Annotated in this window: 13 protein-coding genes and 1 pseudogene; 8 read left to right on the plus strand and 6 right to left on the minus strand. The window is 63.3% G+C overall.

What is annotated here, in order from left to right:
• The first annotated feature begins 128 nt into the window (after positions 1-128).
• The gene (locus FJ443_RS23090; protein ID WP_140649732.1) at positions 129-1,070 is read left to right on the plus strand and encodes a phosphoribosylaminoimidazolesuccinocarboxamide synthase; all 942 of its coding nucleotides are present in this window, start codon (positions 129-131) and stop codon (positions 1,068-1,070) included.
• Positions 1,071-1,198: 128 nt separating this feature from the next.
• Positions 1,199-1,594 carry an acyl-CoA thioesterase gene (locus FJ443_RS23095; protein WP_140560632.1) on the plus strand — a complete coding sequence of 132 codons (396 nt, stop codon included), beginning with the start codon at positions 1,199-1,201 and terminating at the stop codon, positions 1,592-1,594.
• A gap of 94 nt (positions 1,595-1,688) precedes the next feature.
• On the opposite strand, the gene FJ443_RS23100 is transcribed toward FJ443_RS23095, so the two are convergent.
• Entirely contained in the window at positions 1,689-2,057 is a 369-nt protein-coding gene (locus FJ443_RS23100) for a helix-turn-helix domain-containing protein (protein ID WP_181165214.1), read from the minus strand.
• A gap of 104 nt (positions 2,058-2,161) precedes the next feature.
• On the opposite strand from FJ443_RS23100, the gene FJ443_RS23105 reads away from it, so the two are divergent.
• On the plus strand, positions 2,162-2,767 hold the full coding sequence (locus tag FJ443_RS23105; protein WP_140495977.1) for an NADPH-dependent FMN reductase: 606 nt from the start codon (positions 2,162-2,164) through the stop codon (positions 2,765-2,767).
• A 53-nt stretch (positions 2,768-2,820) separates the two neighbouring features.
• On the opposite strand, the gene FJ443_RS23110 is transcribed toward FJ443_RS23105, so the two are convergent.
• Positions 2,821-3,222, minus strand: a complete 402-nt coding sequence (locus FJ443_RS23110) for a helix-turn-helix domain-containing protein (protein ID WP_140495976.1) — start codon at positions 3,220-3,222, stop codon at positions 2,821-2,823.
• 97 nt (positions 3,223-3,319) lie between these two features.
• On the opposite strand from FJ443_RS23110, the pseudogene FJ443_RS23115 reads away from it, so the two are divergent.
• Positions 3,320-4,296, plus strand: a pseudogene (locus FJ443_RS23115) (zinc-binding dehydrogenase).
• 61 nt (positions 4,297-4,357) lie between these two features.
• On the opposite strand, the gene FJ443_RS23120 reads toward FJ443_RS23115, so the two are convergent.
• Both FJ443_RS23120 and FJ443_RS23125 read right to left on the minus strand, forming a co-directional pair.
• A complete protein-coding gene (locus FJ443_RS23120) occupies positions 4,358-4,879 on the minus strand; it encodes a hypothetical protein (protein ID WP_181168554.1) in 522 nt (173 codons plus the stop codon).
• 155 nt (positions 4,880-5,034) lie between these two features.
• Positions 5,035-5,427: a gamma-glutamylcyclotransferase family protein gene (locus FJ443_RS23125; RefSeq protein ID WP_246671754.1), complete on the minus strand. Its 393-nt coding sequence runs from the start codon at positions 5,425-5,427 to the stop codon at positions 5,035-5,037.
• A gap of 295 nt (positions 5,428-5,722) precedes the next feature.
• Between FJ443_RS23125 and FJ443_RS23130 the strand changes: the two genes are divergently transcribed.
• The 4 genes from FJ443_RS23130 (at position 5,723) to FJ443_RS23145 (ending at position 11,541) form a co-directional block, all read left to right on the plus strand.
• Positions 5,723-6,601: a DMT family transporter gene (locus tag FJ443_RS23130; protein WP_140516990.1), complete on the plus strand. Its 879-nt coding sequence runs from the start codon at positions 5,723-5,725 to the stop codon at positions 6,599-6,601.
• A 407-nt stretch (positions 6,602-7,008) separates the two neighbouring features.
• Positions 7,009-8,433, plus strand: coding sequence for a family 16 glycosylhydrolase (locus tag FJ443_RS23135; RefSeq protein WP_140666113.1), 1,425 nt, complete (start codon positions 7,009-7,011; stop codon positions 8,431-8,433).
• Between the two features lie 45 nt (positions 8,434-8,478).
• Positions 8,479-10,221, plus strand: coding sequence for a type I secretion system permease/ATPase (locus tag FJ443_RS23140; RefSeq protein WP_140666115.1), 1,743 nt, complete (start codon positions 8,479-8,481; stop codon positions 10,219-10,221).
• A complete protein-coding gene (locus tag FJ443_RS23145; protein WP_246681241.1) occupies positions 10,222-11,541 on the plus strand; it encodes an HlyD family type I secretion periplasmic adaptor subunit in 1,320 nt (439 codons plus the stop codon).
• A 50-nt stretch (positions 11,542-11,591) separates the two neighbouring features.
• Here FJ443_RS23145 and FJ443_RS23150 read toward each other — a convergent pair whose 3' ends face one another.
• Both FJ443_RS23150 and FJ443_RS23155 read right to left on the minus strand, forming a co-directional pair.
• Complete coding sequence (locus FJ443_RS23150) at positions 11,592-12,902, minus strand: hemolysin family protein (RefSeq protein WP_140516828.1); 1,311 nt, start codon at positions 12,900-12,902, stop codon at positions 11,592-11,594.
• Positions 12,903-12,983: 81 nt separating this feature from the next.
• Positions 12,984-13,898, minus strand: a complete 915-nt coding sequence (locus tag FJ443_RS23155; RefSeq protein WP_140516826.1) for a LysR family transcriptional regulator — start codon at positions 13,896-13,898, stop codon at positions 12,984-12,986.
• Between the last annotated feature and the right edge of the window lie 15 nt (positions 13,899-13,913).

The following is a 13,913-nucleotide window of genomic DNA, read 5'->3' on the forward strand; positions in this document are numbered from 1 at the left end:
GCGTTGTGAAAAAAGCGACCGCGATGCCGGATCCAGTTGCGGGGAACCCTTAACAATCCCGCTTGATACGCATGGGGTCGACAGCTTATGCGAGGACATCGGCCAATCTGCGCAAGGCAGGAGATCCCATGCGTGTCCTGTCGGATGCTTTCATTCCCGAACTGCCGGGTCACTACAAGGGCAAGGTCCGCGAGAATTACGACCTCCCGGACGGGAGGCGCATCATCATCGCCACAGACCGCCTCAGCGCCTTCGACACCATCCTGACCTCGATCCCGTTCAAGGGCGAGGTCCTGACGCAGACGGCGCGGCACTGGTTTGAGGAAACCGCCGATATCTGCCCGAACCATGTTCTCGAATATCCCGACCCGAATGTCGTCGTCGGCACCAGGCTCGACATCCTGCCGGTCGAGATCGTCGTGCGCGGCTATCTGGCGGGCACCACCAGCACCTCGATCCTGACCCGCTATCGTCGCGGCGAACGGGACATATATGGCATGCGGCTGCCGGACGGCCTGCGCGACAATGAGAAGCTGGCCGAACCGATCATCACGCCGACCAGCAAGGCCGCGCATGGCGGCCATGACGAGCCGCTGTCCAGGACCGAGATCATCGAACAGGGCCTGCTCACCCAGGCGCAGTGGGACACCGTCTCGGATTACGCCTTGAACCTGTTCGCCCGCGGCCAGGCGCGTGCCGCCGAACGCGGCCTGATCCTCGCCGACACGAAATACGAATTCGGCATCGACCAAAACAGGACGATCATCCTGGCCGACGAAATCCACACGCCCGACAGCAGCCGGTACTGGATCGCCGGGAGTTACGAACAGGCCCTGGCGAACGGCACTCGGCCGGAAAGTTTCGACAAGGATTTCATCCGGTCGTGGGTGACGGCGCGCTGCGATCCCTACAGGGAGCCTATTCCGGAAATCCCGGATGAGATCGTCGAACAGGCCTCCAAAGTCTATGCGCAGGCTTACGAGGCCATCACCGGCAGGACGTTCGTCCCCGACGTTTCCGGGCATACTGTTCTCGATCGCATTCGAGCGAACCTCGAGCGCTATTTCTAGAAGGCCGCGAGCCCTTGCGGGGGGACTCGAAATGAAGGTCCGAGCCGTGGATCGCGATCGTCTCGCGTTGACGCGTTGGCGCCTTGACGATACGGGATCAGGGCAGTCAATCTCTGGGGATAACTCGCATGGTGCATTACGCGGACGGGCGGCCGATCGGCGATCTGACGCTGCGCACGCTGGCCATGCCTTCGGACGCCAATGCCGCCGGCGACATTTTCGGCGGCTGGGTGATGGCGCAGATGGACCTGGCCTGCGGCATCCGCGCCGCCGAGCGCGCCAAGGGCCGCGTGGTGACGGCGGCGGTCAAGGAGATGTCCTTCGCCAAGCCGATGAAGATCGGCGACACGCTGTGCATCTACACCCATGTCGAGCGCGTCGGACGCACCTCGATCACGCTCAAGGTCGAGGCCTGGGCGCAGCGCTATCTCTCCGACCTGATGGAAAAGGTCACGCACGCCGATTTCGTCATGGTGGCGCTGGACGGCGAGGGCAAGCCGAAGGCCGTTCCAGCCGAAAACTAAAGCCTGGGACCGCTGTGAAACTGTCTTTCAGCCCTGCGGCGGCGGTGCAGGCACGAAGACAATCAGTCAATGATTGCTGAACGACTGTAGAATTTCAGCCATGCAGGCCATCGAATTTCGCACGCGCGGCCCGCACGCGCGTGGTGTTCCTGCGCGCCCATTCGCCGAGCGCGCTGACGGGGACCAGCAGTTCATGGCCGAGTTCGGTCAGCTCGTAGTCGACGCGCGGCGGAATGGTCGGGAACACGGTGCGGGTGACGAAACCGTCGCGTTCCAGCCCTCGCAAGGTGGTGGTCAGCATCTTCTGCGAGATGCCGCCGACAGCCGCGCGCAGCTCATTGAAGCGCAGCGGTCCGTCGCCGAGCTTGCCGACGACGAGCACGGTCCACTTGTCGCCGACGCGCTGCAGGATTTCCGAAACGGCACGGCAGTCTTCGGTGTTGTGCGGGTTCCTCAGTAACAAAAAGGTGCCTCCTTGCGCATGAAGTTGACAGGAACTCATATAGCCCCGGTATCCAAACGATACCAGTCTTACCTGCCCAGGAATTGCTTACCAGGAGAGCCCCTATGTCCAAACCCAAGATCGCCATCATCGTCGGTTCGACACGCGCCGCGCGCTTCGCCGACGTGCCCACCCAATGGATCGCCAAGATCGCCAAATCGCATGCCGATATCGAGGTCGATGTCGTTGACCTGCGCGATTTCCCGATGCCCTTCTTCGACGAGGTCGCATCCTCCGCCTGGGTGCCATCGACCAACGAGGTGGCGCAGCGCTGGCAGAAGAAGGTCGCCGAATATGACGGCTTCATCTTCACCGCCGCCGAGTACAATCACGGCCCGACGGCCGTGCTGAAGAACGCCATCGACTACGCCGCCAATGAATGGAACAAGAAGCCGGCCGGCTTCGTCGGCTATGGCAGCGTCGGCGGTGCCCGCGCTGTCGAGCAGCTGCGCCTCCACGCGGTCGAATTGCAGATGGCGCCGGTCAAGTCGGCCGTCCATATCGCCTGGGGCGATTTCCTCGCGGTGCGCCAGGGCGAGAAGAAGCTCGAGGAGATCGAGCACCTGAACCAGGCCGCGACCGCGCTCGTCAACGACGTCGCCTGGTGGGCCAAGGCGCTCAAGACCGCGCGCCAGGCCGACGCCATAGACGAGGAAATCAAGGCGGCCTGACCGCCTCGAAATCATCCTCCCAAGGATGTGGGGCGGCGCTTGCGCCGCCCTTTTCAATTGCGAAAGGCTGCTTGCTCGTCCCGCCCTGGTCGTGGCCGGATGACGCAGTCGGCAAGGCGATGCTTTTCGTTCAGTTCGTCGGCGTGGTGCTGGCCCCATTGGCACAGCGCCAGCAGGATGGGCTCGAGGCTGAGGCCGAGCGGCGTGGCGGAATATTCGACGCGCGACGGAACTTCGGCGAAGATTTCGCGGCTGACGAGACCGTGCTCCTCCATTTCGCGGAGCTGCTGGATCAGCACTTTCTGGGTGATGCCCGGCATCAGCGCCTTGAGTGCGGTCAGCCGCCTTGGGCCGTCGAAGAGATGGTAGAGGATGACCGCCTTCCAGCGCCCTGCGATCACTTTCAGGGCGCGCTCCGCCGGCAGCATCGGCAGTCTCTTGGTTATTCCCGCCATGGTCACCACCTGGTCAGCAGGGGACAAATGAGTGTGTAGTCGAGGTCTCGCAGATAGTGGCAAACCGCGGCCGATGCCATAGCGATCGGAGTTTGCCATGAAAGCCGCACAATTCAGCCGTTTCGGCGGCCCCGAGGTGCTGGAGACTGTCGACCTGCCGACGCCGGAGCCGCAGGCCGGCGAGGTGCTGATCCGCGTTCATGCCGCCGGCATCAACTTTTTCGAGGTGCTGATGCGCGCGGATGGTTATGCGGTGACGCCGCAATTGCCGATGGTTCCCGGCGTCGAGGCGGCGGGCGTCGTCGAGGCCGTCGGGCAAGGGGTGGACGGTGCGCTGATCGGGACCCGGATCGCGGCGCCCTTGTTTGCCTCGACACGCCCCTTTGGCGGCTATGCCGAGTATGTGACGATCGACGCAGGCTTGGGCCTTCCCCTACCGGCTCCGCTTTCGTCCGAGGAGGCGACGGCGTTGATGGTGCAGGGGCTGACCGCCTTTCATCTGTTGCGGCAAAGTCCGCCGGCGAACAGGACGGTTTTGGTTCCCGCCGCCGCGGGCGGGGTCGGTTCGCTGCTCGTCCAGTTGGCGAAGCGCCAAGGCGCGCGCCGGGTCATTGGGCTCGCCGGCGGCAAGGCCAAGCTCGACGTCGCCATGTCGCACGGTGCCGACATCGCCATCGATCGTTATTCCGGAGACTGGGAGGCCGAAACCAGAGACGCCGCGCAGGGTGGTCTCGATACGATCTATGACACCGTCGGCGGAGCGATGACCGGGGCTTCCTCGATATCCTGGCGCCCGGTGGCGAGCTCGTGTTTGCAGCACTTGGCCGCTATGCGCTTGGCGTTGCCCGGCTTGAGGCGATGATCGGCAGGAATCAGTCGTTGAAGGGCTTCGCGCTGCTCCCGCTGTTGTCCCCTGGGGTGCTGAGAGCGAGCCTTTCGGAGCTTTTCGATCTGGCTGCCAGCGGCGACATTGTCGTCACGACTGGCGGGCGCTTTCCGCTCGACCAAGCCGGCGAGGCGCATCGCCTGCTCGAAGAGCACCGCTCGATCGGCAAGGTCGTGCTGATACCCTAGCGTCGGGCTGCCGCGCAATCCGCTGGGGATGGAAATAGCCTTCGGCCCAAAATCGTGCGTGTCAAACGCCGGCGACGGCGAAAAGCCAGGCCAGGATATCGAACAACAAAAGAACCAGCGCGATCTGCAATGCCACCCGAAGCCGCTGGATGATGCGCCAGTTGCTGGCCATGTCGGCCTTGATGCGAAGGGCAAGCGCGCGCTGCATGGCCGATATCTTCAGCGGCCTGTCGCCATCGACATATTGATGGAGCAGCTCTTCCGGATCGAAGCGGAACGTGTATTTGTGATAGGGCCAAAGCAGGAAGACGATCAGTCCGCCGATGCCGAACAGCAGGGCCACTGCGATCCAATCCCAGAGCCCGAGCCCGTCGGAAAGCGCCCTTGCGCCAAGCAACGAGTTTACAAACGCGGTGGCGAAGATGAGGCTGCCCGCGCGCGTGTTCATGTTCTCGACGAGATTCTGCTGATGATTGAGGCCTCGCACCGCCTCCTGATAGATAAATGCCAGGCGAGGATCGTCGTCGGCAGGATCGCTTGCGACTGCCGTGTTGCTGTCTCCGGCGCCGGTACGTTCAGTCATGAGAATGCTCTATGCCGCATCGGTGATGCGTCACCTTAGCTCAAAATCCCTTGGCGCTAAAACGTGCCGGAGCATCAGTGGCGAGGTGAAACCACTTGGCGTCGCAGAAAAGCCGAACCAGGCGGCAAACGCCATGCACGTTTCCTGGAGTTGTTCTAGCCACCCCATGAAAGCGCGAAGCGCCGATCATTGTAGTCCTTGAGATATCGGGAGTGGATCGGCGCGGCGAGATGCCGGGATTTCATGTAGACATATGCCGAGACAGGCGGCCCGCCATCGACAGGCTCTGCTTCGATCAGCACGCGCAAATTTCCGGGCGTGCCAACGGATTCGATCCTGTCGAGGTTTGCCAAGGCGCGATCGTCCACGGCGTAGAGTTCGCCGCCGACCTGGAAGCCGACGCCTGGTTCATTGAACATCATCGGAGCGAAGCGAGGTCCAGCGATCAGCATCGGGAAGCGCTCTCGCGTCCTGTAGGCGCCCAGAAATGCGGCTTCGGACAAACCCTCGCCGTGAAGGGGAAAGCCTTTCTTCAAGGTACCAAACACGAAGAGTTTCCGCATCATGCGCGGGGAACGCCGGTCAAGCTTGGGAGTTCATCTGTTTTCATCGGCGTTCGGGGCAGCGGAAGTGAGCAAGACAGCGGATTCAGCATCGTATCCGGGCTGAGGCGTGGAGCTGTGAAGGTTGCTTTCGCGCGATGCCGGACCGATACGGGTTGGCCCTCCATATGGGCGGAGCTGCCATCTGGCTCGGCCGTTCTGCCCTGATATATCCGGCCGCGATCCATCACATGAGCAAAGCCCCGTGAAGTCATCCAGCCTGGCAGGCGTCGTTTCCCCCATGATCCCGGTGCTGGTGTGCGCGCTCGGCATCTTCCTTCTGTCGGGGATGGATGCGGCGATGAAGGTTCTGGTCATTGCCGTGGGCGTCTACAACACGGTGCTATGGCGCAGCATGCTGGCGACCGTGGTCGCGGGCGCCGGCTGGTCGGCAGGGTCGCGTTCATTTCCCGCCCTTTCCGTGTTGAGGCTGCATGCGCTGCGTGCCGTTGTTGTCGGCATTGTCTTGCTGTCGTTCTTCTGGGGGCTTGCCAGGCTGCCGCTGGCGGAGGCGATCGGCCTCAGTTTCGTGGCGCCGCTGTTTGCGCTCCTGCTGGCCGCGCTGTTGTTGGGCGAACGGATACAACGGCAGGCGATCTGGGCATCGCTGGCCGGCATTGCCGGTGTCGCAATCATAATAGCCGGGCAGTTCGGGCATGCGACCTATGCCGAGGATGCCCTGCTCGGCACGGCCGCCGTGCTGGTATCGACGGTGTTCTACGCCTACAATCTGATCCTTGCGCGGCAACAGGCGCTGCTGGCCAAGCCGATCGAAATCATGCTGTTCCAAAACCTTTGCGTTGCCGTCATCCTCGGTCTCGCGGCACCCTGGCTTGCCATTGCGCTGCCAAGCGAGCTCTGGCTTCCTCTCGCCGGGGTGACGGCGCTTTCGCTCGCCGGCCAATTCCTGATGAGCTGGGCCTACGCGCGCGCCGAAGCGCAATATCTGATCCCGACCGAATACTCCGCCTTTATCTGGGCGATCGCGCTTGGGTGGTTCTTCTTCGACGAGGCGGTGACCTGGACCACGCTGGCGGGAGCGGGCCTCATCGTGGCCAGCTGCCTGATCGCCTCGCGCTCGAACCCGAAGCTTTCCGAACCGATCGAAGCCGCGGTTTGACGGTGTTCCCCTGCGACAAATAGCAGGCACTGCGCCGCCGGCCCGAGGCCTGTTCCCTCGCTCGATGCGCCAGCCCTCGAATTCGCCCATCGCTCCAGAGCGGCAATGTTACGGCCCGCCAGAAGGCCGGAATCGCTTTTTTGTGACCTACGCCAGGCGTGGCAGCAAGTATATCGCCGTTTTCTCGGTATAAGCGAAAATTTTATTAAAAGTTTTACTGACCTCATTACGATTTATAGACCATTTCTTGGCCTCTAGTGCTTTCGTTTCGAAAAATGTCACCCAACAGTCGATGTAATGCTGAACTGTGTGGCAAGCTCCTGGAACGACATCGTGCATGGCAACGTTGCTCCGTAAGCGGTTGCCGTTTCGAATGACCTGAACAGGCGCGAGGAAAGGATTTCCTGATGAGCACCGTCGTGAACGCCAAAGGCATCCCTCTCCCCTACACGGGCACGTCCACCCATTGGTTCTCGGCGACCGGATCCGGGCCGGAATTGCACGGCACCTCCGGCAACGACTCCTTCTGGGGGGACGCCAGCGTCAACGTCACCATCTATGGCGGCGCGGGCGACGACTACTATCACCTCTATTCCACCAACAACAAGGTGGTGGAGGATCCCGGGGCTGGCATCGACACGATCGACACATGGATGAGCTACAAGCTCCCCGACAATTTCGAGAATCTCGTCGTCACCGGCAACAATCGCTATGCGTTCGGAAATGCGTTGGACAACATCATCAAGGGTGGCTCGGGCCATCAGACGCTGGATGGCGGTCAGGGCAACGACGTGCTGATCGGCGGCAGCGGCGCCGACACTTTCATCATCACCAAGGGCAATGGAAGCGACCTGATCACCGATTTCGGCGCGGACGACACGGTCCGCCTCAATGGCTACGACTTCATGTCTTTCGACGACGTCAAGGCACATATGACCCAGGCAGGATCGAACCTTCTGCTGAACCTCGGATCCGACGAGGTGCTGGTCTTCAACAACACGACGGTGGACAAGCTGGCGCCCAGCCAGTTCGAACTGCCGATCGACAAGTCCGGAATGACGCTGTCCTTTTCCGACGACTTCAACACGCTCAGCCTTTGGAACGGCCATGATGGCACCTGGAATTCCAACTTCTGGTGGGGAGCGCCGAACGGAAGCACGTTGAGCAGCAATGGGGAGCTGCAATGGTACATCGACGCCAATTACGGCCCGACCAGCTCAGTCCACCCGTTCAGCGTGGAAAACGGGGTGCTCACCATCACTGCGGCGCAAGCGCCCGAAGACATCAAGCCACTGATCAACAATTACGAATACACCTCGGGCATCCTGACGACCCACGAAAGCTTCTCGCAGACCTACGGCTATTTCGAAATGCGGGCGGACCTGCCCGAAACGGCCGGAGCCTGGCCGGCCTTCTGGCTGCTGCCGGAAGACGGCTCGTGGCCGCCGGAACTGGACGTCCTGGAAGCGCGCGGGCAGGATCCGAACACGCTCATCATGACGGCGCACACGAACGAGACGGGACAGCACACCAAGGTCTCTTCCTCGGTGAATGTTTCGGACACCGACGGCTTCCATACCTATGGCCTGCTGTGGACACCGGATACGCTCGTCTGGACCTATGACGGCGTAAAGGTCGCCGAAGCCGCGACGCCGTCCGACATGCACACGCCCATGTACATGCTGGCCGATCTAGCCGTCGGCGGTTTTGCCGGCGCGCCTCCCGACCATCTCGCCACGCCGGCGGAGATGAAGATCGACTATATCCGCGCCTATACGCTGGATGACCTGCAGCACCACCCCCTGGACGTTGCGGGCGACCACTCGGTCTGAGCGCCGATGTCTCGGGACATGAGCCGCCAAGGGAGCGCGGGAACGATGGGACAGTCAGGTCTGCGGGCGGTCTTGTGGCGCGCCATCGCCGATGTCGGCGTTTTCTCGTTGCTGATCAACGTCCTGCTGCTGGTGATCCCGCTCTATCTGTTGCAGGTGTATGATCGGGTCCTGCCTTCCTCCAATGTCGAGACGCTTGTCTACCTGTCGGTCATCGCGGTTCTCGCGCTGGTCTTTCTGGGCTTTCTGGACGCGGTGCGCTCCATTTACACGCAGCGCGTCGCGGCCAGCATCGACAGCAAGCTCGGGGCGGAGACGTTCGCCGCTTCGCTTGGCGCCGACCACGCCTCCGCAGGTCTGTCGCCATTGCGTGATCTCGCCTCGGTATGCGCCTTCATCAGGTCGCGCGGCGTGGCGGTCCTGTTCGACCTGCCGTTTGCTCCGTTCTTCCTCGGACTGCTCTACCTGATCCATCCCGTCCTGTTCTGGCTCACCCTGGCTGGCGTGGCGATGCTGCTTGCACTGGTCCTGGCAACCCAGCTTGCCATCGGCAGGAACGACGCTTTGTTTTCACGACGTTCGGCGGTCGCCAGCCAGTCGGAGCAGGCCTTTGCCCGCGACGCCGAGACGCTGCGCGCCATGGGCATGGTCCAGAACGCCGCGCGGGCTTGGGGAAAGCACGTCGCCGAAGCGCTGATCGTTCACGACCGCGCGTCGACGGCTAATGCGATCTTCAGCGGAACGTCGCGGGCGGTGCGGATGATGCTGCAGCTGGCGATACTGGGCGTGGGTGCGTGGCTGGTCCTGCAAGGCAAGATGACGGCCGGGATGATATTCGCGTCTTCCCTGGTATCGTCGCGCGCGCTGCAGCCGCTCGACCAACTGATCGGCTCGTGGCGGCAGATCGTCGACGCCAGACGATCGTGGAAACGGCTGGAGGCAACCCTTTCGGCAGGTCCGTCCGCGGTGCAAAAACTGGCCTTGCCTGATCCGTCAGGCGCGATTTCGGCGCAGGATCTGATCTACGTCGCGCCGAATACGCCCGGCGGTCCGCCCATCGTCAAGAGGCTGAATTTCCACATCGGGGCCGGCGAGGCGGTGGCGATCGTCGGCCCGAGCGGAGCCGGCAAATCGACGCTCGCCAGATTGCTTGTCGGTGCGCTCCAACCGGTCAGCGGCTCGGTCAGGATCGACGGTGCCGATCTCAGGACCTGGGACGAAAAGCAGCTTGGAAGGCATATCGGCTATCTCGCGCAGGAGGTGGAACTGTTCCCGGGATCGATCGCGGAGAACGTCGGCCGCTTCGACCCCGACGCGGATGACGCCTCGATCGTCGAGGCGGCAAAGCGTGCCCAGGCCCATGAACTGATTTTGACGCAGCGCGACGGCTACCAGACGATGATCGGTCTCTCTGACAGGGCGCTGTCGGGCGGCGAGCGCCAAAGGATCGGGCTGGCGCGCGCCCTGTACGGCAACCCCAGAATTCTCGTCCTGGACGAGCCCAACGCTCGTCTCGACGGCGCCGGCGAAGCGGCGCTCGAAGCGGTGCTCTCGGATGCGCGGTCGGCGGGGATTACCTTGATCGTGATCACGCACCGCCCTTCGATCGCAGCGGCCTGCGACCGCGTGATGCTGCTGCGCGACGGCGCGATCGAAGCCTTCGGCCCGAGCAGCGATTTGCTGCGGCAGCCGCTCGCCGGCAATTCTTCCCGGCAGAATACAGTGGTGACGGGGTCGTTCGCCACGACCCTCCGCAGCGCCCCGCAAAAAACCCGCTTTGGATCGTAGATGATGGCAGTGCACAGCCTCGCCGGGGAACGCAATCCACGCACCGACACAGGGCGCGTGGCATTCGGCGGCTATGCGGCGATAGCGATATTTGCAGGTTGCTTCGGCTATTGGGCGGCCTATGCCCCCTTGTCCGGCGCGGTGATCACGCAAGGCACGATCTCGGCGATGGGCGGGAACATCCTCATCCAGCACCCCGAGGGCGGCATCGTCCAAGAGTTGCTGGTCCACGAAGGCGATCGCGTGCGGCAGGCGCAGGATCTGATCGTGCTGGATCCAACCGCCGCGCAGGCCGAGCTCAACCGGCTGACGAGGCAGTCGATCGCGCTCAGGGCAAGTGCGGCGCGGCTAGAGGCGGAGCGGGACGGGCTGGACAGGCTGGCGCCGATCACAACAGCGGCGCCGGCGCCGCTTCAGCACGATTTCGAAATGCTGGTTCGCGAACAGCAGAAGGAATTCGACGCCAGGCTCGCCCGGTTCCGGTCGGAACGATCCATCCTCGCGCAGCGGGTCGCCATGCATCGCCAGTCCGTGGTGGGATTGAACGCCCAGAAACAAGCCATCCAGCAGCAGGTAGACGTGGTGAAAAAGGAGCTCGGCATCAAGACCAGCCTTTTGGACAAAGGCCTGACCAACCGCACCGAATACTACCAGCTTCTGCGCAGCGAAGCCGACCTCGTCGGCCAGGCGGGAGCGCTGGAGGCCAGTCTTGCATCGGCCAGCACCCAGATCGTCGAGGCGCAGGAGCAGACCGAGCGCTTGACCACGCAACGGGTGGAGGAGGCGCTGACGAAGTTGGACGAGGTTCGCTCCAACCTGGCCGACGTCGAGGAACAGATCAGGGCGGCCGCGGCGGTGCTGCGGCGCACGACAATCAAGGCGCCGGCAGCGGGCATCGTGGTGTCGTCGACCTACAATTCCAAGGGCAGCGTAATTGCCCCGGGCGAAAAGATCATGGAAATCCTGCCGACGGCATCGGGGTTGGTCGTGGACACGAAGCTGCGGCCGAAGGACATCGATCAGGTACGCGTCGGCCAGCCGGCGAAACTGCGATTGTCCGCCTTGAACGCGCGGCTCACGCCCGAGGTTCCAGCCACCGTGACACAGGTTTCCGCGGATCGGCTGATCGACGAGGCTACGCGTGAACCCTATTTCCGGGCGAAGCTGAAGATCGACGCCCTGCCATCCCGCGTGAAGCCCGAGCAGCTCTATCCCGGGACGCCGGTCGAGGCGTTCATCAGCACCGGCGACCGGACTTTCCTGGAATATCTCGCGCGGCCGATGCTCGATTCGTTCGCCCGCGCCTTCACGGAGCAGTAGGCGCGGACGGACGGCCAATGACCGCTTGACTCGAGGCAACGTTCGAACAGTCAGCGCACCACTTCGCGGTGGCCGCTGGGCAGGCGCGTGGCGATCAGCTTGTCGATGCGGCGGCCGTCGAGATCGACCACCTCGAAACGCCAGCCTTGCGCGTCGACGCATTCGCCGGTCGCCGGCAGATGGTGCATGTGCGACAGCACATAGCCGGCGACGGTCTCGTAGTCGCGGTTTTCCGGCAAGTCGATGCCCAGCACCTCGGCCATCTCGTCGGCCTGCATATAGCCGGCAAGCAGCCATGAGCCGTCGTCGCGCTTGACGGCATTCTCTTCCTCGCCGGCTTCGAGGTCCGAACGGAAGACGCCGGTGATGGCCTCCAGGATGTCGGCGGGTGTGACGATGCCTTCGAAATGGCCGTATTCGTCATGCACCAGCGCCATCGGCACGTCGGATTCCTTCAGCGTCTGCAGCACGTCGAGCGCGTCGGCCTGATCGTGCACGATGGGCGCGGTGCGCACGTGCCGACGCGGGTCGAGCGCGCGGCCGCCCAGCAATGCCGCGAGCACGTCGCGCGTCTGGACGACGCCGATCATGGCGTCGACGCCGCCGTCGCCGGCGGGCAGGCGCGAATGCTGCGTGTCCATCAGGAGCTTGCGGATGGTCGCATCGTCGGACTGGAGGTTGATCCAGTCGACCTCGGTGCGCGGCGTCATGACGGCGCGCACGGCGCGGTCGCCAAGCCGCATGACGCCGGCGATCATGCGGCGCTCGTCGGATTCGATGGTGCCGTGATGCTCGGCCTCGGCGACCAGCATCTTGATCTCCTCGTCGGTAACCTTCTCCTCGCTCTCGCCGCGCTGGCCGAGCAGCCAAAGCACGGCGCGGCCCGAAATATCGAGCAGGAAGACCAGCGGCGCCGAGACGGTGGCGAGGACGGTCATGGCCGGGGCGGCGCGCACGGCGACCCGCTCGGGGTCGCGCAGCGCGATCTGCTTGGGCACGAGCTCACCGATGATCAGCGAGGCATAGGTGATGATGGCCACGACGATGCCGACGCCGAGCGGATCGGCGATGTTTTCGCGGATGCCGTTCGAGGCCAGGAACTGCGCCAGCCTTTCACCGAGCGTGGCGCCGGAAAAGGCGCCGGACAGCACGCCGACCAGGGTGATGCCGATCTGTACCGAGGACAGGAACTTGCCGGGGTTGGAGCCAAGCGCAAGCGCCCGGCCGGCGCCCTTAACCTCGCGATCGATCATTGCCTTGAGGCGGGCCGGCCGCGACGAGACGATGGCAAGCTCGGACATTGCCAGAAGGCCGTTCACGCAGATGAGGACGACCACGGTGGCGATTTCAACATATAGCATCAGGGGTCAATAGCATTGCCGTGCTGGATTGGAAAATAGTCAGCAGCCGTTTTCAGGAAGATGACAGCGCATGCGGCCCCGTCAGGCGGCATCCCAGGGCGGCGCCGAAAAATGCTCGACCAGCGCATCGACTACGACGCGGACCTTCGGCGTCACTGCTCGCGTCACCGGCCAAACGGCGTGGACGGCAATGTTTTCGACGAGGCGGTCCGACAGCACCATTTCGAGCGCACCGCTCCTGAGGCTGTCCGCCGCCAACCATGTCGGCAGGAAGGTGATGCCGCAGCCGGCAAGGGCGGCGTCGAGCATCGGCTCGCCATTGTCGAGGACCAGCCTTGCCCGCGGTGTGAACTTTCCGATTTGGCCGTCGGCGTGCCTTATGGTCCAGGGATGGGCGACGCCGTTACGGGTGTAGCCGATCAGCTTATGAGCGGCGAGCTCCTCGATCGTTCGCGGCCTGCCGTGCTCCTCGAGGTAGGCGGGGGCGGCCAATACGCACGAGCGTTGGACATAGAGCCGCCGCGCCGCGAGCGACAGGCTGTCATCGAGCTCGCCCATGCGAACTGCCAGGTCGATGCCTTCTTCGATGAGATCGACGCGACGGTCGTTGAAGGAGATCTCCATCGCCAGATCGGGGAAGCGCTTGGAAATGTCGAACAAAACTGGGGCAACGCAGCGCTGGCCGAAGGCCGACGGCAAATCGACCCGAAGCCGGCCCGAGGGCACTTGCCGGTGCGCGGCAAGCAGCGACTGGGCGGCTTCGATTTCGGACAGCGCCCTGACGCAGGCTTCGTAATAGCTGAGGCCTTCGCTTGTCGGGCTCAGGCTGCGGGTGGTGCGATTGAGCAGACGCACGCCAAGCCGATGCTCCAGCTGTGCGATCGATTTGCCGACCGCCGATTTCGTCACGCGCAGCCGTTCTCCCGCACTGGTGAAGCTGCCGGCTTCGATCGTTTGAACGAAGGCGACAATGCCCTGCAGATCGGCGGATTCCATGGCTGTGCCCCTATT

It is taken from the genome of Mesorhizobium sp. B2-6-1, assembly GCF_006440475.1.
Taxonomy (GTDB): domain Bacteria; phylum Pseudomonadota; class Alphaproteobacteria; order Rhizobiales; family Rhizobiaceae; genus Mesorhizobium.